The organism is Streptomyces sp. NPDC056128 (assembly GCF_042263835.1).
Classification (GTDB): Bacteria; Actinomycetota; Actinomycetes; order Streptomycetales; family Streptomycetaceae; genus Streptomyces.
The window spans coordinates 56,486-74,927 of sequence record NZ_JBHJVQ010000034.1 but is presented as its reverse complement, the minus strand read 5'-3'; the positions used below and the strand labels follow the sequence as shown (position 1 = coordinate 74,927).

18 protein-coding genes are annotated in these 18,442 nt (G+C 70.5%); 9 read left to right on the top strand and 9 right to left on the bottom strand.

The window, feature by feature from the left end:
- Positions 1-29 precede the first annotated feature (29 nt).
- The 5 genes from ACFC1X_RS35695 to ACFC1X_RS35675 form a co-directional block, all read right to left on the bottom strand.
- Entirely contained in the window at positions 30-1,136 is a 1,107-nt protein-coding gene (locus ACFC1X_RS35695) for an ABC transporter ATP-binding protein (protein ID WP_376362295.1), read from the bottom strand.
- Positions 1,137-1,141: 5 nt separating this feature from the next.
- On the bottom strand, positions 1,142-1,918 hold the full coding sequence (locus tag ACFC1X_RS35690) for an ABC transporter permease (protein WP_376362292.1): 777 nt from the start codon (positions 1,916-1,918) through the stop codon (positions 1,142-1,144).
- A 65-nt stretch (positions 1,919-1,983) separates the two neighbouring features.
- Positions 1,984-2,805, bottom strand: a complete 822-nt coding sequence (locus ACFC1X_RS35685; protein WP_376362289.1) for an ABC transporter permease — start codon at positions 2,803-2,805, stop codon at positions 1,984-1,986.
- 82 nt (positions 2,806-2,887) lie between these two features.
- Positions 2,888-4,015 carry a spermidine/putrescine ABC transporter substrate-binding protein gene (locus ACFC1X_RS35680; protein WP_376362286.1) on the bottom strand — a complete coding sequence of 376 codons (1,128 nt, stop codon included), beginning with the start codon at positions 4,013-4,015 and terminating at the stop codon, positions 2,888-2,890.
- Between the two features lie 160 nt (positions 4,016-4,175).
- Complete coding sequence (locus tag ACFC1X_RS35675; RefSeq protein ID WP_376362283.1) at positions 4,176-5,348, bottom strand: aromatic ring-hydroxylating dioxygenase subunit alpha; 1,173 nt, start codon at positions 5,346-5,348, stop codon at positions 4,176-4,178.
- Between the two features lie 384 nt (positions 5,349-5,732).
- Between ACFC1X_RS35675 and ACFC1X_RS35670 the strand changes: the two genes are divergently transcribed.
- From ACFC1X_RS35670 to ACFC1X_RS35635, 8 genes are all read left to right on the top strand, one after another.
- Positions 5,733-6,158 (top strand): hypothetical protein, encoded by a 426-nt coding sequence (locus tag ACFC1X_RS35670; protein WP_376362280.1) that lies wholly within the window; start codon positions 5,733-5,735, stop codon positions 6,156-6,158.
- Positions 6,155-7,450: an NADH-ubiquinone oxidoreductase-F iron-sulfur binding region domain-containing protein gene (locus tag ACFC1X_RS35665; RefSeq protein WP_376362278.1), complete on the top strand. Its 1,296-nt coding sequence runs from the start codon at positions 6,155-6,157 to the stop codon at positions 7,448-7,450. Before ACFC1X_RS35670 ends, ACFC1X_RS35665 begins: the two co-directional genes overlap by 4 nt.
- 8 nt (positions 7,451-7,458) lie before the next feature.
- A complete protein-coding gene (locus ACFC1X_RS35660; RefSeq protein WP_376362276.1) occupies positions 7,459-7,650 on the top strand; it encodes a ferredoxin in 192 nt (63 codons plus the stop codon).
- A 1-nt stretch (position 7,651) separates the two neighbouring features.
- Positions 7,652-9,721, top strand: coding sequence for an acetate--CoA ligase family protein (locus tag ACFC1X_RS35655; protein ID WP_376362274.1), 2,070 nt, complete (start codon positions 7,652-7,654; stop codon positions 9,719-9,721).
- A 43-nt stretch (positions 9,722-9,764) separates the two neighbouring features.
- Entirely contained in the window at positions 9,765-10,940 is a 1,176-nt protein-coding gene (locus ACFC1X_RS35650) for an acyl-CoA dehydrogenase family protein (RefSeq protein WP_376362271.1), read from the top strand.
- Positions 10,941-10,996: 56 nt separating this feature from the next.
- The gene (locus ACFC1X_RS35645; RefSeq protein WP_376362268.1) at positions 10,997-12,172 is read left to right on the top strand and encodes an acyl-CoA dehydrogenase family protein; all 1,176 of its coding nucleotides are present in this window, start codon (positions 10,997-10,999) and stop codon (positions 12,170-12,172) included.
- A gap of 109 nt (positions 12,173-12,281) precedes the next feature.
- Positions 12,282-13,142, top strand: coding sequence for a 3-hydroxybutyryl-CoA dehydrogenase (locus tag ACFC1X_RS35640; RefSeq protein ID WP_376362266.1), 861 nt, complete (start codon positions 12,282-12,284; stop codon positions 13,140-13,142).
- Between the two features lie 110 nt (positions 13,143-13,252).
- Positions 13,253-13,864, top strand: a complete 612-nt coding sequence (locus tag ACFC1X_RS35635) for a TetR/AcrR family transcriptional regulator (RefSeq protein WP_376362263.1) — start codon at positions 13,253-13,255, stop codon at positions 13,862-13,864.
- Positions 13,865-13,968: 104 nt separating this feature from the next.
- Here ACFC1X_RS35635 and ACFC1X_RS35630 read toward each other — a convergent pair whose 3' ends face one another.
- Entirely contained in the window at positions 13,969-14,535 is a 567-nt protein-coding gene (locus tag ACFC1X_RS35630) for a hypothetical protein (RefSeq protein WP_376362260.1), read from the bottom strand.
- A 94-nt stretch (positions 14,536-14,629) separates the two neighbouring features.
- Here ACFC1X_RS35630 and ACFC1X_RS35625 point away from each other — a divergent pair, with 94 nt between their 5' ends.
- Positions 14,630-15,499, top strand: coding sequence for a LysR family transcriptional regulator (locus tag ACFC1X_RS35625; RefSeq protein WP_376362257.1), 870 nt, complete (start codon positions 14,630-14,632; stop codon positions 15,497-15,499).
- A 144-nt stretch (positions 15,500-15,643) separates the two neighbouring features.
- On the opposite strand, the gene ACFC1X_RS35620 is transcribed toward ACFC1X_RS35625, so the two are convergent.
- The 3 genes from ACFC1X_RS35620 to ACFC1X_RS35610 form a co-directional block, all read right to left on the bottom strand.
- Entirely contained in the window at positions 15,644-16,162 is a 519-nt protein-coding gene (locus ACFC1X_RS35620) for a transglycosylase SLT domain-containing protein (protein WP_376362254.1), read from the bottom strand.
- A gap of 439 nt (positions 16,163-16,601) precedes the next feature.
- Positions 16,602-17,198 carry an ABC transporter permease gene (locus ACFC1X_RS35615; RefSeq protein WP_376362251.1) on the bottom strand — a complete coding sequence of 199 codons (597 nt, stop codon included), beginning with the start codon at positions 17,196-17,198 and terminating at the stop codon, positions 16,602-16,604.
- An 87-nt stretch (positions 17,199-17,285) separates the two neighbouring features.
- On the bottom strand, positions 17,286-18,344 hold the full coding sequence (locus ACFC1X_RS35610) for a medium chain dehydrogenase/reductase family protein (protein WP_376362248.1): 1,059 nt from the start codon (positions 18,342-18,344) through the stop codon (positions 17,286-17,288).
- Positions 18,345-18,442 lie beyond the last annotated feature (98 nt).

The window sequence follows — 18,442 nt, the reverse complement described above, 5'->3', positions numbered from 1 at the left end:
CGGTGTCGGTCAGCGGCTGGCAGGCGGGATCAGTCGAGGACCAGGCAGTGTTCCGGCTTCCAGCCGATCTCGACGCTCTCGCCGCCGCTCCAGCGGTCCTCCATGCGGGAGCGGTCGGTGTTCTGCTCCAGTACGGAAACGGTGACGCCGGGGACGAGTTCGATGAGATAGGTGGTGGTGGGGCCGGAGTAGACGGTCTCCCGGAGCACGCCGCTCACCCTGGCCATCCCCGGCTCGAAGTCGGAGAGCCAGATCTTCTCGGGGCGGATCGAGAGGCTGACCTCGGTGCCGTCCGGGACGCCTTGGCGCGGGCCGACGGGGAGGGCGGGGCCCTGCTCGATGTGGACCTCGCCGCCACGGTAGGTGCCGGTGACGAAGTTGGAGGTGCCCATGAAGGAGGCCACGAAGCTGCTGGCCGGGTGTTCGTAGACGTCCTCGGGGGTGCCGCACTGCTCGACGCGGCCGCCGTTCATCACCGCCACCCGGTCCGACATGGTCAGCGCCTCGTCCTGGTCGTGGGTGACGAAGACGAAGGTGATGCCGACCTCGCGCTGGATCTGCTTGAGTTCGACTTGCATCCGTCGGCGGAGTTTGAGGTCGAGGGCGGCCAGCGGCTCGTCGAGCAACAGGACCTGGGGACGGTTGACCAGCGCCCGGGCCAGGGCAACACGTTGGCGCTGGCCGCCGGAGAGGGTACCGGGCTTGCGGTCCGCGAAGCCGCCGAGCTGCACCAGCTCCAGCATCGTGGCCACCCGTTCACGGATCTCGGCCCGGGGAACTCCCCTGCGCTTGAGGCCGAACGCCACGTTGTCCGCGAGCGAGAGGTGGTCGAACAGGGCGTAGCTCTGGAAGACGGTGTTGACGTTGCGCTTGTTGGGCGGGAGCGCGGTCACGTCGTCGCCGCCGAGCAGCACGGTGCCGGCCGTGGGGTCGGCGAAGCCGCCGATCATCCGCAGCGAGGTGGTCTTGCCGCAGCCCGAGGGGCCGAGAAGGGAGAAGAACTCGCCTGGCGCGATGTCCAGGCTGACGTCGCGAACGGCGTAGGAGTCGCCGTACTGCTTGCTGACGCTGTCGAGCCGGACGGCGGGATGGGGGTCCGTCGGCGCCTCGGTGGTCGTGGTGGTCGTAGTGGTCACGGGTGTCACTTCCCGGAGAGCAGGTCGAGGCCGCCGCGGCGGCCGAACAGACGCGGGATGGCGAGAGCGAGGGCGATGAGGCCGATGGATCCGGCGAGCATCAGGGTGCCGACGGCGTTGATGGTGGGCTGCACGCCGAACCGGATCGCCGAGTAGATGCGTACGGAGAGCGGCTGCGGGTCGACGCCGGTGGTGAAGTAGGCGAGTACGAAGTCGTCGAAGACGAGCGCGAAGATCAGCACCGCGGACGCGAGAATGCTGGGGAGCAGGGCGGGCACCGTGACCAGGCGCAGTGCCTGCCATCGGGTGGCTCCGAGGTCCATCGCGGCCTCCTCGACCTCCGGGTTGAGGGCGGCGATCCGGGAGCGCAGGATGACCGTCACGTAGGAGATCGAGAAGGTGATCTCCGCGAGCATGACGGTGCCGGTGGACAGGGTGATGCCCATGCCCTTGAAGAGCAGCATCGCCGCGACGCCGGTGACGATCTCCGGAGTGATCAGCGGGACGAGCATGACCAGGCCGGCGAAGGAGCCGAGGCGGCTGCGGGTACGGACCAGGCCCAGTGCCAGGGTCACCCCGAGGATCAGGGAGCCTGCCATGGCCACCAGGGACACCCGCAGGCTCATGCCGAGCGCGGCGAGAAGTACGTCGTCGTGGAAGAACGCCGAGTACCAGCGGAGGCTGAAGTCCTCAAAGACCGTGAGCGACTTCTGGGAGTTGAAGGAGAAGAGGACGACGATGCCGATGGGGAGGTAGAGGAGCGCGAAGAACGCGGCTGCCACGGCGATGGCGAAGCGGGGTCTGCCTTCGGCTCCGCGGCGACGTGGCCGGAGGGCGGGGCGGAGTGTCATCGGGCCGCCTCCGCCTCGTCCTTGCGGGTGCGCCGCAGGTAGCCGAGCATTCCGAGGAACAGGACAGCCATCAGCAGCATGGTGAGTGCCGAGCCGAGCGGCCAGTTCTGTCCCTGGAAGAACTTGTCCTGGATCAGGTTGCCGATCATGATCTGGTCGGGGCCTCCCATGAGCTGGGCACTGACGAAGTCGCCCATGGCGGGCAGGAAGACGAGGACGCAGCCGGCCGCCGCTCCTTGCCGGGTGGCGGGCACGGTGACGAAGAAGAAGGTCCGCAGCGGGCCGCCGTAGAGGTCCCGCCCCGCTTCGATGAGGGAGACGTCCATGCGCTCCAGCGCCGCGTACAACGGGATGATCATGAAGACGACGAAGCCGTAGACCAGTCCGGCCACGACACCGACTCCGGTCTGGAGGATCTTGGTGCCACCGTCGGCGAGCCCGACCGCGCGGAGCGCGTTCAGCAGTGGTCCGTCGTCGGAGAGGACGACCGACCAGCCGTACATCCGCACCAGGTAGTTGGCGAAGAACGGGACGACGATCGCGGCGATCAGCAGGCTCTTGAAGCGTCCGCCGCGCAGCGCGATGGCGTACGCGACCGGGTAGGCCACCACCAGGCAGATGACGCACGTGAGGAGGGCGTATCCGAGGGAGCGCAGCAGGACGATGCTGTAGGCGGGATCGGCCAGGGCCGCGAAGTTGTCCAAGTTGCGGCCGAACCGCGGGTTTCCGAGCGGGTCGGTGGTGCCGAACGCGAGGGTGGCCACCAGGAGGAGGGAGGCGATGAGGAAGCCGGTCATCCACAGGGTGCCGGGCATCATCAGCCAGGTCCACAGACGTGCACCGGAGGCGGCGGGGCCGCTGCGGGAACGGGATGTCTTGGATTGATCACGTGGTGCCATGTCAGCCGGCCTTCACATGGGTCCAGGCGGCGTCGCGGGCCTTTTCGCCCTCCGGGCTGCCGTTGCGGAAGTAGAGCTCGTCCTTGAGGTCGGCCGCGGTGACCACACACTGCGGGAACGGCTCCACCAACTGGGCGTAGGTGTCCTCGCTGCCGTGCACCGGCATCGGGTAGCCGATGTACTCGATGTTCTTCTTCACGTTCTCCGGGCGGAGCATGTAGTCGATGAAAAGCATCGCCGTGCCGGGGTGTTGAGCGTTGGCGGGGATGGCGTAGCAGTCGGAGTTGACCTGGGCGCCTTCGCGCGCGGTCTCGAAGCCGAAGACCGAGGGGTCCTTCGCCTGGGCGAGCATGGCGGCCATGTCCCCGCTCCATGCCTGGGTCATGTCGGCGTTGCCGTTGAGCAGGTTGTTGTAGCTGTCGCTGGAGAACCCGCGCAGCCGGGGGCGCAGCGAGCGCAGTGTGTCGGTGATGCGGTCGAGCTCGCCCTCATCGGTGGTGCTGAGGCCGAGACCCAGCTTCAGCGCACCCATGCCGAGGACCTCGTCGCGGTCGTCGAGGACGAAGACCTTGCCCTTGGCCTTGGCGTTCCACAGGTCGTCCCAGGAGCCCGACAGGTCGCCGAGGCGGTCCTTGCGCCAGCCGATGCCCGTCTTGTACATGAGGAAGGGGACGGTGTGCGCCGAGCGGGGGTCGTACCAGGGGTCGGCGAAGTAGTCGTAGCGGCCGAAAACGGAGTCGGCGTGTTTCAGCCGGGTGTGGTCGATCCGGCGCAGCTTGCCACCGGAGACCAGGCGCTGCGTCCATTTCGCGGAGGGAAAGATGATGTCGTAGCGGTTTCCGGCGTTGAGCTTGGCGACCATGCCCTCCATCGAGTCGAAGTTCGACTGGACGACCTTGACGCCGTACTCCTTCGCGAAGCCCTCGAAGACGGCCGGGGCGACGAAGTCGGCCCAGTTGAAATAGACCAGGTCGCCGTCGACCTTGACGTCGATGGGTGCTTCCGTGGCCGCCTTGTCGGCCGGGTCCTCGGCGGCGAATCCGCAGCCGGCGGCCGCGAGCCCGAGGGTAGCGGCGGTGCCTGCGCGCAGGAGGGAGCGCCTGGACAGTGGGGGTGCCTCGGGGGACATCGGTGGTCCTCTCCGTAGGTGCCGCGGGGGGACGGCGGGGCGAGCGCTGTTTCAGGGTGCGGTCTCGCGTGTACGGATTGCCTGCCTCCGTACACGACCAGGAAGCCGCGAGGCGGTGCGGGGCACACCGGCTCGGGCAGCTGTCTTCACCGGGAGCGGCTCACTGCTCTGCGGCGTCGAGGTCGGCACGTACGCGGCCGGCGAACCAGCCGACCGCCGACTCGCGCCGGGACAGTGGGCCGGGCTCGAAGCCCGGGGTGGTCAGGCCCTTCTGCACCCGGGCCACGAGTTCGGCGTCCTCGTCGTTGGTGATCCAGCCGATGTGGATGTTGAGCCGCCGGGCGATGCGGGTGCGCAGGCTGGTCCCCCGTCGGGTGTACCAAGCGCCGGGTACGGCCACGCGGTCCACGGCTGTCGGGATCGCGGTCCAGGCAAGCACGTGGTCGGGGTAGAAGTCGAGGAGTGTGTTCGGGTAGATCACCGCGTAGCGCCAGACCCTGCGGTCGGCCTCGGTGAGGCCGGGCATGGGGGTGGCGATGCGCTGGTAGAGGCGTTCGGCCCAGTTCGACGACGGCTTGTCCCGCAGAGTCGAGGAGAACAGGGCATAGGACTCCTCGATCTCGGTGGTGGCGCTCTGGTAGTCGAGCAGCCGCATCAGGCCGGGGTGAGCCACCGGGACGTGGTAGCCCTCCAGGTAGTTGTCGACGGCCACCTTCCAGTTGGCTTCCTGGACCTCGGCGCCGGCCAGGTCGTGGATCCGGCTGCGGCCGACGGGCACCAGGTCGGTTCCGGCGTAGCGGCCGACCGCCTCGGCGAGGCCGGCACACTGCTTCGCCAGCGGTACGGCTACCGGGTCCAGATTGGCGAACACGAAGCCGAGGAACGATTCGACGCGGACCGGGAGCAGGCCGAGCCTGGGCTTGTCCAGGCAGGGAATCTGACGCGCCTCCGGGGCGCCGACGAGGCTTCCGTCGAGCTTGTAGGTCCAGCCGTGGTACGGGCAGCGAATCGCCTTGCCGGCCGGTTCGGGGGCGGTGACCAGGCGTGTTCCGCGGTGGCGGCACACATTGAGGTGAGCGGCCAGGCTGCCGTCCTCGGTCCTGACCACCAGTACTTCCCGGTCGGCGACGGTGGCGGCGAGCCGGGCGCCCACGCCCGGGAGGTCGGATTCGTGGCACACGAGCTGCCAGGACTTGGCGAGAATGTGCCGCATCTCCGCGCCGGCCGTGTCGGGATCTGTGTAGTAGCGAGCGGGCAGGGCGGGACCGGGGCCGGGGCCGGAGCTCTCCGGGACGGGCTGGCCCTGTGCTTGAGCAGGGGCTTCAGGCTGCATCGGGTGACTCCTCCTTGCCGCCTACGCGGCGTTCGGTGTTGAGGCGACCCAGGGGCGGTCAGGCCGGGCGGGGCTGACGCCGAGACCATGCTGACCGATCGGACAGCCAGGTTGCTGGCTGATTTCCACCACGTCAAGACTTGTACGCTGACCGATCGGTCAGCTACCGTGATTCACGTCGCTGCACCTGCGTTTCCCGCTTCCGTCGCCTTCGTCGGGCCGGACGCAGACAGCCCGCCCCGGCACCCCGCCCGGGCTCGCATCCCGAATCCCGTCGCACGACACCCGCGTCCGCAGCAGTGAGCCGTAGGGCATCGCTCGTCGCACCCTCGGTTCCCCGCCGCTTGCGCGCCGTGACGGCTTCACCATCCCCCGGAGGCACGCATGAGCGGTCATCGGCGCCTGGTCTGGCTCGGGCTCACCCCCGAACCGGAACGGGAACTACCCTCCGCCATCGCCGCCCTGCGTACCGGTGCGCGCGGTGCGGCCGCGACGGCACCGGAGCGGGCAGCCGCCGAGCGGCGCCGCGTCGAGCGCCTGATCCTGCACGGGAGTCGGCACAGCTGGCTCCGCTACCTCACCGAGGTCACCGAGCTCGTGACCGCCGTCGCCGACGGCTCACGGCCGGGCGACCGACGGGCCGCACTGCTCGCCGGTGAGGTGGTGCTCGACCACCACCGCATGCTCATCGGCCTTCCCGGACCCGGATACGACCGGACCGCGGCGGACCGCGGAGCACTCGAAAGGGCGGTACGCGCCCTGCGCACCGCCGTACCCCTACCGGGCCCACCCGAAGGAGGCCGAGGATGACCGGAATCCGATCCCTGATGCCGGACCTGCCGGTCTCTCTGCTCGGCGCCGCTCCAGACGTGACCGAGACGGCCGCGACCTATCTCGCCGCGGGTGGCTACCGGGATGTGACCCGCCCGGACGTGCTGCTCGACCACATCACCGAGGCCGGCCTGCGCGGCCGCGGCGGCGCCGGGTTCCCCACCGCGGTGAAGCTGAGGGCCGTCCGGGAGGGCGGCGGCGCTCCGGTCGTGGTGGCGAACGGAGAGGAGGGCGAGCCGGGTTCGGCCAAGGACCGCTGGCTGCTGCGGGCCCGGCCGCATCTCGTCCTGGACGGCCTCGCCCACGCCGCCGCGATGACCGGCGCCGCACGCGGCTACGTCTACCTGTCCGATCCGGCGGCGGGAGACAGCGTCCGCCGGGCCCTCGCCGAACGGAGACCGCGGTTTCCCATCGAGGTCGTCGAGACCGCTCACACCTACGTCGCCGGTGAGGAGACGGCCGTCGTCCGCAGGATCAACGGCGGACCGGCACTGCCCACCGCCAAGCCGCCCCGCCCGTTCGAGCAGGGGGTCGGCGGCGAGGCGACCCTGGTCTCCAATGTCGAGACCCTGGCCCGTATCGCCCTGATCGCCGTACGGCCGGAACTGCGCCGACGGGTCGCCCGCTCCACACTGGTGACACTGTCCGGCGCACCCACGGAACCGGTACTGGCCGAGGTTCCCTACGGCATCACACTGCGCACACTGGCCGCTGCGCACGGCGCCCCCGATGCGACCGGGGCACTCATGGGCGGGCTGTTCGGCGGACTCGTCGACGCCCGCACCCTGGACCTCCCCCTCGCCCCCGACACCCTCGCCGCCGCGAACACCGCACTGGGCTGCGGCGCGATCCGCTTCCTCGGCGCGGACGAATGCCCCGTCACCACCGCAGCCGACGCCGTCGGCCATCTCGCGGCCGAGAGTGCGCGGCAGTGCGGCGTCTGCGTGTCCGGCACGGCCGCGATCCGCGACACCCTGAACTCACTGACCGCGGGAACAGCCGGTCCCGACACCGTCAGCAAGCTGCTGCGGTGGTCCGAGGGACTGCCCGGGCGCGGTGCCTGCGGACTGCTCGACGCCGCCGCCGGTACCGCAGGCAGCCTCCTGCGCGCCTTCCCCGAACGCGTCGAGTCCCACCTCGGCACGCTCTGCCCCGCCTGTGCCTCCTGCCCGCCCGAGCGCGGCCGGCGCCTCGCCGTGGCCGTACCGGAGGTCCTGGACCTGTCCCGGTCTGACGGCCGGGCCGGCTCCGCCCCGCTGCCGTCGAGATGAGGAACACCATGAAACTCCTTCTGGATTCCACCCGCTGCCAGGGATACGGCCTGTGCCAGGAAGCCGCCCCCGACCTCGTCGAACTCGACGAATGGGGATACGCGAACGTCATCGCCGTCGCCGTCCCGCCCGACGCGGAAGAGGCCGCGCGGGCCTGTGCCGAGAGCTGCCCCAACTCCGCGCTGAAACTGGAGAAGTGACATGGGACGTGACCTGACCGCTCTCTTCGACCCCAAGTCCGTCGCTGTGGTCGGCGCCAGCGACGACCCGGCGAAGTACGGGCACGCGGTGGCCTCCCAGGCGCTGCGAGCCCCCGGCCGACGGCCCGTGCACCTGGTGAACCGCCGCGGCGGCACCGTCCTCGGCCGCACCGCCTCCACCGGCCTCGCCGAGATCGGCGAACCCGTCGACCTGGTGGTGATCTCCGTACCCGGGGCAGGCTTCGAGGCCGCCGTCGACGACGCACTGGCCTGCGGCGCGCGGGCGATCGTCGGCATCACCGCAGGCTTCGCCGAGGCAGGTCCCACGGGACTGGCCCGGCAGCGGGCGATCACCGAGCGGGTACGCGCCGCCGGAGCCGTCCTGGTCGGCCCCAACTGCTTCGGGATCGCGGACAACACCACCGAGCTCTATCTGGCCTCGGACACCTTCGCGTCCGGCGGCGTCGCCCTCCTGAGCCAGAGCGGCAACCTCGCCCTCGAACTCCAGCTCCGCGGCGCGCCGCACACCATGGGCTTCTCCCGCTTCGTCTCCCTCGGCAACCAGGCGGACGTCACCCTCGTGGACCTCGTCGAGTCCTGCGCCCGGCACGAGGCCACCTCGGCCATCGCCGTGTACGCCGAGGACTTCGGCGACGGCCGGGCGTTCGCCGAGGCAGCGGCAGCGGCGGGCAAGCCGGTCGTGCTGCTGACCGCGGGCCGCGGCGCCGCCTCGGCCCGCAGCGCCCAGTCGCACACCGGAGCCCTCACCACATCGGCCGACGTCGTCGCCGCGGCGTGCCGCGACGCCGGGGTCGAACTCGTCTCCACCCCGAGGGAGATGACGACCGTCCTGGCCGCGCTTACTGCCGGGACGCGTACGAGCGGACGGCGCACGGCCGTCTTCACGGACGGCGGTGGCCACGGCGCCGTCGCCGCCGACGCGGCCGAAGACGCCGGGCTTGAGGTGCCGGAACTCGGCGCGTCCGCGCAGGCACGGCTGAGGGCCGTGCTGTGGGAGCAGTCCTCGGTCGGCAACCCCGTCGACCTGGCCGGGATGGGAGAGCAGAACCCCCGCTCGTACGCCGACACCGTCGCGGGGCTGCTCGCCACCGACGAGGTGGACGCCGTCCTGATGACGGGCTACTTCGGCGGGTACGCCACCCCCGAGGCCGGTCTCGGCGCCGGCCCGGCCGGCGGTTCCGCGCTTGCCGCAGGGGAGTTGGAGGCCGCCGGGGAGATCGTCTCGCGTCACAGGGCGACGCCGAAGCCCCTGGTCGTGCAGTCGATGTACCCGCAGTCGCCGAGCTGCCGGGTGCTGGCCGACGCCGGGATACCGGTGTTCGCCGCCACCGAGGACGCCGCCCGCGCCTTGGCCGCGATGACCGTTCCCGAGGCCGGTGGCGCGGGGGGTGTCACCCCGCTGCCGCCGACCGCCCCGACGCTGCGGGACTCCGGATACCACGGGGTACGGGCGCTGCTCAGCGCCGCCGGGGTGCCTTTTCCGGCGGCGCGCGAGATCACTGACGAGGCCGGACTCCTGTCCGCTGCCGCGGAGTTCGACGGTCCGTACGTACTGAAGGCCCTGCACGTCCTGCACAAGTCGGACGCCGGCGGCGTCGCCCTGCGCCTGGCCGGCCGTGACGCGCTCCTCGCCGCCTACCGGGACATGCACGCCAGACTCGGCGCGCCCTCCTACTCGGTCGAGGCGATGGCGGACCTCACGGACGGGATCGAGCTGATCGTGGGCGTCAACCGGGACCCCCGGTTCGGGCCGGTCGCCATGGTCGGGCTCGGCGGAGTCCTCACCGAGACGCTGCACGATGTCGCCTTCTCGCTTGCTCCCGTCGCGGCCCATCGGGCCGAAACCCTGCTGCGAAGCCTGCGCACCGCAGCGCTGCTCGACGGGGTCCGCGGCCGGCCCGCGGTCGACGTCGCCGCCGCGGCGGCCGTCATCGAGCACATCACCACCGTCGCCGCCGCGCACCCGGAGATCGCCGAGCTCGAGGTCAATCCACTGCTGGTGCGCCCGGACGGCGCCCTGGCCCTCGACGCCAGGGCCGTCCTGGCCTGATCCGCCCCCTGCTGTCCGCACCACCCAAGCCCCGGAGGACACCATGGACTTCCGCTACACCCCCGAGCAGGCCGACCTCAAGTCGCGTGCCGCCGCCTACACCAGGCTTCTGATGCGGTACGAGGACCAGTCCGAGGAGGCCGGCGGCCCGCTGCCCGCCGAGACCATCCGCGAACTGACCCGCGCCGCGATCGACGCCGGTGTCTACGCGATCAACATGCCCGCCGAGTGGGGCGGGCCCGGTCTGTCCCTGCTGGACCAGGTCATCGTCGAGGAAGAGTTCGGCAGGGTCACCAACTGCCTCTGGGACATCCCCTGGCGACCCGCCAACGTCCTGGCGTACGGCACCGAGGCGCAGCGCGAGAAGTATCTGCTGCCCGTCATCCGCGGCGAGCGGTTCGACGCGTTCGCGGTGACCGAACCGGGCGCGGGGTCCGACCCTTCCTCGGGCACGAGCACCGCCACCCGTACCGGCGGCGGCTGGCTGCTGAACGGCGAGAAGTGGTTCGTGACCTGCGGTGACATCGCCGACTTCCTGCTGGTGCAGGCCGACGCAGGACCGGAACGGGCAGCGACCCTGTTCTTCGTGGACAAGCAGGCGCCCGGTGTCGAGATGACGCGCGTGCCCCGGTTCATGCATTCCGCGGTCAACGGGCACCCCGAGTTCACCTTCACCAAGGTGTTCGTCCCCGACGAGGACGTGCTCGGCGGCGTCGGAGGTGGCTACGAGCTGACGAAGGAGTGGTTCACCGACGAACGCCTGATGATCGCCGCCCGCACCATCGGCGCCGCCGAACGCGCCCTGGGGCTCGCCCGCGACTGGGCCGTCGAGCGCCGCCAGTTCGGCTCCCCCATCGCCGACTTCCAGCTCATCCAGGGCATGCTCGCCGACTGCGCCGTCGACATCGCCGTCAACCGCGCCTACACCCACCAGGTCGCCTGGGAAGCCGACCAGCCCCACACCGACCGCAAGACCCTGCACGCCAAGGCGTCGACGGCGAAGCTCGCGGCGAGCGAGGCCGCCGGCCGGGTCATCGACCGGTGTGTGCAGATCTTCGGCGGGCGCGGCTACGACCGCTCGTACCCCGTCGAGCGCATGTACCGCGAACTGCGCGTCGACCGCATCTGGGAGGGCACCTCCGAGATCCAGCGCCTCATCATCGCCAACGAGCTCATCAAGCGCGGCACCCGGGCACTCGCGCTGCCCGTCCTCGACTGACGGCCCGTGCCCTCACCCCCGTCACTTCTGCACCGACACAACCTCTGAGGACTGACATGGACTTCCGGCTCACCGCCCGTCAGCAGGAGCTCAAGACCGCCGCACGCGGCCTCACCGAGTTCATCATGGGATACGAGCTCGACTGCGAGGAGAACAACGGACTGCCCCCGAAGGCCCACGCCGAGATCCGCGACGCGGTGCTCGGCAGCGGCCTGCAGGCCGTCAACATGCCCGAGGAGTGCGGCGGCGCGGGACTGACCATCCTGGAACAGGCAACCGTCCAGGAGGAGTTGGGGCGGCTCACCGGCGCACTGTGGGACATGGTGTGGCGCCCGGCGAACGCCCTGAGCTTCTGCACCCCCGAGCAGCGCGAGCGCTACCTCGTCCCCGTCATCCGGGGCGAGCGCCGCGACTGCTACGCGGTGAGCGAGCCGGAGGCCGGCTCCGACCCGCAGAGCATCAGGACCACGGCGACCCGGGCCGACGACGGCGGGTGGGTGCTGAACGGCGAGAAGTGGTTCGTCACCGTGGGCGACCATGCCGACTTCGTGATCGTGCTGGCCGCCGCCGGGGAGGAGGGGGCACCGACCCTGTTCCTCGTCGACAAGGACACGCCGGGCATCGAGATGACCCGCGTGCCCCGCTGGATGCACACCTTCGTCTACGAGCACCCCGAGTTCACCTTCACCGACGTGCACGTCCCCGAGGACGCCGTACTCGGCGGGGTGGGCAGCGGCTACGACATCACGCGTTCCTGGTTCACTGAAGAACGGCTGATGATCGCCGCACGCACCATCGGCGCCGCCGAGCGGGCACTGGAACTGGCCCGCGACTGGGCCGTCGAGCGCCGCCAGTTCGGCTCCCCCATCGCCGATTTCCAGCTCATCCAGGGCATGCTCGCCGACTGCGCCGTCGACATCGCCGTCAACCGCGCCTACACCCACCAGGTCGCGTGGGAGGTCACCGAGGGCAGCGCCGACCGCAAGACGTTGCACGCCAAGGCGGCCATCGCCAAGCTGTCGGCGAGTGAGGCGTCCGGCCGCGTCATCGACCGGTGCCTGCAGATCTTCGGCGGCCGCGGCTACGACCGCTCCTACCCCGTAGAGCGTCTCTACCGCGAGCTGCGCGTGGACCGCATCTGGGAAGGCACCTCCGAGATCCAGCGCCTCATCATCGCGGGCGAACTCGTCAAGCGGGGCCCGGGCGTTCTGGAGATGCCGTACTCCGTGTGACCGCGAGGCGGTGGTCCCGGCCGGCATCCCCACGGACGGGACCACCGACGTCCCCTGCAAGAAGAGCCGGGCAGACGCTGCCCGCCGGTACCCAGTGGGTGGAGAACCGATGACCGATGTGGAACGGATTGGGATCGTCGGCTGCGGCCTGATGGGTTCCGGTATCGCCGAAGTATGTGCCCGGGCCGGACATCACGTCGTGGTGGTCGAGACGAGCCGGGCGGCCGCGGACGCCGGCGCCAAGAGGATCGCCGGTTCGTTGGAGCGTGCCGCGGTCGCCGGAAAGCTGTCCGCCGCCGAACGCGAGGCGACGTTCAACCGCATAGCGGTGACCACGGACATGACCCGGATGGGGGACCGCGATCTCGTCGTCGAAGCGGTCGCCGAGGACGAACGGGCCAAACTGGAGGTCTTCACCCAACTCGATGCGACCGTGGAACGCCGCGACGCGATCCTCGCGACCAACACCTCCTCCATCCCGGTCGTCCGGCTCGCCGCGGCCACCTCGCGCCCCGAGCAGGTGGTCGGCCTCCACTTCTTCAATCCCGTCCCCGTGCTGCCGTTGGTCGAACTGGTGCCGTCCCTGCTCACCAGCGAGGAAACGGCCGGTCGCGCGCAGACGTTCGCCGCCGGAGTCCTGGGCAAGCAGGTCATCAGGGCGCAGGACCGGGCGGGGTTCATCGTGAACGCCCTCCTCGTCCCGTACCTGCTGGCCGCCGTGCGGATGGCCGAGTCCGGCACGGCGTCGGTCGAGGACATCGACCGGGGGATGACACTGGGCTGCGCCCACCCCCTCGGGCCGCTCGCGCTGGCCGATCTGATCGGTCTTGACACCACCCGGGCCATCGCGGAGTCGATGTACGAGGAGTTCCGGGAGCCGCTGTACGCCCCACCGCCGCTGCTGGCCCGGATGGTGGAGGCGGGTCTGCTCGGCCGCAAGTCGGGCAGGGGCTTCCACACCTACCCATGAACGTCGCGTCCCCGACGGCCGGAGCCGAGGCGCGGTACGCGAAGATGATGCCTGACGGAACCGGCCACCAGGCCCACCGACCCCACGGGCGCCGATACGGGAGCAGCAACGTGACCAAGGCCGAACGCGCACTCGAGACGCGTGAGCGCATCCTCAACGCCGCCTGTGAGGTGATCGCCGACATCGGTTTCGAGAACGTCAGCATGCGCAAGGTCGCCGAGCACGCCGGTGTGTCGAAGGCGCTGCTGCACTACCACTTCGACACCCGCGAGAAGCTCTTCGCCGAGGCGATGACGCATTCCTTCACCCAGACCGGAACCGAGGTCGAAGGGGATGGCGATGCGGTTCCGGCCGCTGTCGTCCTGGCCCGCATCGTGCGCAGCCTGCTGCCCACCGACCCGGAACTCCGGCAGGACTGGAAACTCTGGCAGGAGCTCTGGGTTCGTGCGCTGCGCGACAAGGCGGCTCAGCACCTCGCCGTCGACCTGTACGACCAGTTGCACACGTGGGTCGGCGGAGCGCTGGAGCGGGGTGTCGACTCCGGCGAGTTCACCGACTGCGACATCGCCGCGACGAGCACGCTGGTTCTCGCGCTGAGCGACGGACTGGGCATCCGGCTGATGCTGGACGATCCGCGGGTCGGTCTCGACACGGCACAGGCGACGATCTGGCGGGCCATCGCTCCGGCTCTCGGCATCGCTCCGGAGTTCCCGCGGGTCTGAGAAGCCGGCTCATCGCTCGCGCGGCTCCTCGGCCGGGCCACTCGGTGCACGGCCTCCAGCCCACGCCGCCCCGCCTCACCCCCGAATAGGGTCGAAAGCGTCCGTCAGCCGCGGGAGTCCTCTGGGACTTTTCTGGGACTTCCGGCCCCATCAACCGGCACGAGCGTGAAACAACCGAAAGTCCACACGCGCAGCTCAGCAGGCACGACGCGCCCATCGCGGCAGGTCACAGCGCTCGCTGGTCTCTTCCGGGACATCTGAAAGTCCGCAGAACCAATGCCGTTACCCCTCCCCCGAGCTGCGCGTACCCGAGCGGGAGGGGGACGGCCTGCCGGCCTTGCCTGCGTAGCTGCTAACTCCAGCGGCTCGTGGTTGACCCAGACCACCTTGTACGGGTGGCGGCACTGCCAGCGCTTGATGAGGTCGACTGCCCCGGGCATGGCGAAGGTCGCGTTCAAGGCATCGAGGTCGCGCACGCGCAGCTGCAGGATGGCGCTGGCGATGGCCACCGGGGCGTGGTCGTCGCCCGGGACGCGGATGTGATGGCGGGCCGCGACCGACTCGACCGGATCGAATCCCTTCGCGAGCTCCTCGAACTCCTTGAGGTACTGGTCCAGCTCGCTCGCGGGAATCGGATTGTCGAACGCCACGATCATCGTGTGGTGAATCATGCCTCCAAGAAACAGGAATTCTCCGGGTCCGTCCAAGATCCATTCGTTAGCGTTCAATGCCTGTCAGGAATGGATCGGCCGATAGTCTTATGCCATGGCTGAATTGGAGACCCGCGAACTGGAGTACTTCGTCGCCGTCGCCGAGGAACTGCACTTCGGTCGCGCCGCGGCCTGCCTGGCGATCGCACAGCCCGCCCTGTCCAAAGCGATCCGGCGCCTGGAATCCCGGCTCGGAGTGAAGCTTCTGGAGCGCTCCAGCAGGCACGTCGCCCTCACCCCCGCCGGCGAAGCACTGCTGCACCATGGCCGGCACGCCCTGAACGCTGTCAGCGCGGCTGCCGAGAAGACACGCCGGGCCGGTGATCAGCAAGCCCGTCTTCGCCTGGTGATCAAACCCGGCGGTGACGCGAACCTCCTGTCCGGCATCCTGGCCGCTTACGCCGGTCGGCCCGACGCCCGCCAGGTGGACATCCTCTTCGGCGGAGCCACCGACCGCGCCGACTACGTCCGCGACGGCCGCGCCGATGTTGCCCTGCTGTACGTGCCGTTCGACGACATGACCGGCCTGGACCACGAAATCCTGACGGTCGAAGGACGTGTCGCGATCCTGCCGCCGGACCACCGGCTCGCCTCTCGCTCAGAGATCACTCTCGCCGACCTCGCCCAGGAGACACTGCCACGCTGGAAAGGCGTGCGCTGGACCGGAGCACCCGAGGCCCGGCCCGGGCCCGAGGTCACGGACGCGGTCGAAGCCCTGCAGATGATCAGGCTGGGACGCGCCGTCGCGATCCTGCCGCGCTCGCTGGCCCAGCCCATGCACCCCGACCTCGTCCACCGGCCCGTAACCGATGCCCCCCACAGTGAACTCGTCCTCGCATGGTCCCAGGACGACCGCCGCAGCCTGGTCGCCTCCTTCGTCGCTGCCGCTGTGGATGCCGCGGGGGCGACGCGAGGCAGCGGATGATTCGTGCGCTCACCGGACCCCGCATGACGCAGGCGGTGCCGGAGGGACGCGTCGTCCCTCCGGCCCCGCCGTGCTGCCTGGGCCCCGCCGGCCTCCGCGCGGGACCGGTGTCCCTGGGGCTCAGGCGGTCGGTGAGTCCGCCGGTCAGTAGGCGGAGTCGACGTTGTCCATGGAGCCGTACTTGTCGGCCGCGTAGTTGCAGGCGGCGACGATGTTGGCGACCGGGTCCGTGATGGAGTCCTTCGTGCCCTTGACGTGGAAGGCGTCGAAGGTGGGCTGAATCGTCTGGAGCAGACCCTTCGAGGGGATGCCGTTCTGGGCGTTGACGTCCCAGTTGTTCTGCGCGTTCGGGTTGCCGGACGACTCGCGCATGATGTTGCGGTGCAGGCCCTCGTAGGAGCCCGGGATGTTCTTGGCGTCCATGACGTCCAGGGCGGTGCGGATCCAGCCGTCGAGGTCGTCGCCGTGCTTCTTCTCGCCGGCCTTGACGATGGCCTCGATCTTGTCGGTCTGGGCCTGCGTCTGCGCGGAGGAGGCCTTGGCCGGCTCGGCGGCGTGCGCCGGGCTCGGGACGAGGGTGAGGCTGACGGCGGCGGCGCCCGCGGCGGCGAGGGAGGCCACGGCGGACTTGCGGATGTTGGGACGGCGCAGGATGGCGTGCATGGGTGTACCTCTCCATTCGGGAACGTGATGGGGAGGCCGACGGGGGGTCGGCGACGCGGTGTCCGCGTTGGACGCGGCTTCGCGTCATCAGGGCCGGTGTCTGGATCACGGACGGGCTCTTCCCGTCCGGTCCCGGCGCTCGGCTCCCCGGTACGCCGAACACATTGCGGAACGCTCGGGCGCCGCGACAAGTGTGTGACCTACTACGCCGCTTCGCAGACCGGCCGCATGACCGCCCGGACGGCTGGCAACCACGCGGGCGAGGGCCGTCGGTCGTCTACTAACCCCGGCCCGGTGTGACGTGAGCCCTGTGCGCGCCCTCACAGAGCCGGTCACCCGGCGGTCACCTATCGTCACCCTGCGGAGACGGGCGCCTCACTCAAAGGAACGGGACAGTCACCGTTCGGGGTCGGGGCCGGCACCCCGGTGGCGCGGTGGGTCATCCCCGGGTCACTCGTCGGTGTTCCAGGGCCGTCGCGACGGCGTAGCCGGTGCCTCCGGCGAGGGCGAGGATCCAGAAGAGGCCGGGGGTGCCGAAGAAGAGGGCGGTGGTGGAGACCAGCGCGAGCCAGGTGCCCAGGGCGTAGTGCAGGACGTTGCGGCGGGCGGCGCCCTCGGCGAGGTAGATCAGGCCGACGACGAGGCCCGAACCGGTGGGCCAGAGCGTCGCGGACAGGTCGGGCGCGTCCATGGTGGCCGTGAGGCCGGTGATGGCGAGGAACAGGGCGGCGAAGGCCACGACCCAGGAGAGACCGAGCAGTCTGCCGCTCAGGAGCTCCGCCGCGCCGACGCCGCGCTGGGCGCGGAGGGCCGCCACGGTGGCGCAGACGGTGCCGGTGGCGAGGCCCGCGCCGAGCAGGGTCATCGGCAGCCACCCGGGCAGGCCGACCAGCGGATCGGTGCCGCCGGACAGCGCGGCGGCGCCGTGGCCGAGGACGTAGGCGAGTCCGAAGCTGACGTAGGTGGCGCGGTTGTCGACGTCGCCGGGGCGGAGGGCGGCGACGGGGGCGGGCTCGATGAGGGCGACGGTGGTCATGGCGGTCTTCTCCGGTTCAGGGGGCGAGGGGTAAGGGGCAGGGCCGTGCGGTGGGTTGGCGCGGTGGCGGGGTGGCGGGCGTCCGGTTCACGAGGCGGTCGCGTCGGGGACGATGACGACCTTCCCGGCGACCGTGCGCGACTCGGCGAGCGTCAGGGCCGCGGCGGCGTCCGACAGCGGGAAGCGGGCCGCGACCGTCGGCGTGAAGACCCCGTCGGCCAGCAGCCGCAGCACCTGCGTGAGGTCCTCGTTCAGGCGGCTCCGGAAGACGTCCGGGCGGCGGCTCCTGCCCGCCCAGAAGTTGTAGAAGCGGGCCCCGCGGCCGTTGGGCAGGCAGTTCCACAGCGCCAGCCGGGCGAACAGCTTCAGCACCGGCACCTGGGAGCCGCCCTCGCTGTCCTTGGTCGCCGCGGTGCCGTACGAGACCAGCGTTCCGCCCCGGCGCAGCAGCCGCCACGACTCCACCACCCCGGCGCCTCCCACGTGGTCGAAGACCGCGTCCACGCCGTCCGGCGCCAGCTCGCGGATCCGCCGGTACATGTCCGGGTCGCGGTACTCGACCGGGGTCACGCCCAGCGCCCGCAGGGCGTCGTGGTGGCGTGCGGACGCCGTGCCGATCACCTTGATCCCGGCGTGCCGGGCCAGTTGGACGAGCGTGGAGCCGACGCCGCCGTTGGCGCCGAGCACCACGACGGTGCCGCCGGAGCGGACCTTGGCCGTCCGGTGCAGCATCTGCCAGGCCGTGACCCCGTTGACCACCACGGTCTCGGCGTCCGCCGGGTCCACTCCGTCCGGTACGGCCACCAGGTCGGCGGCGTCGACGATCTGGTGGCTCGCCCAGCTGCCGGTCTTGGTCACCGCGGCGAACCGGCGGCCGACCAGCCCGGCGTCCACCCCGGGGCCGACCTCGGTGACGGTGCCGACGACGTCGTATCCGGGGACGAAGGGGAACGGCGGCTGGTCGTAGTACTTGCCCCGGCGCATCTGCTGTTCGGCGAACGAGACTCCCGTGGCGTCCATGCGCAGTACGACGCGGCCGGCGGTGGGTGCCGGGAGTTCGCGCCGGGTGACCTGAAGGCCGTCCGGTTCGACCCTGCCCGGCAGGAGGACTTCGGTGACCGTGCCGGTGAACGTGCTGCTGCCCATGGCTCTCTCCGCTTTCGCCGTGTTGAACTTACGACCGTAAGGCTACGCACGTAAGTCGCAGGCTCGCAAGCCTTACGGTCATAAACTTCGCGCTGTAA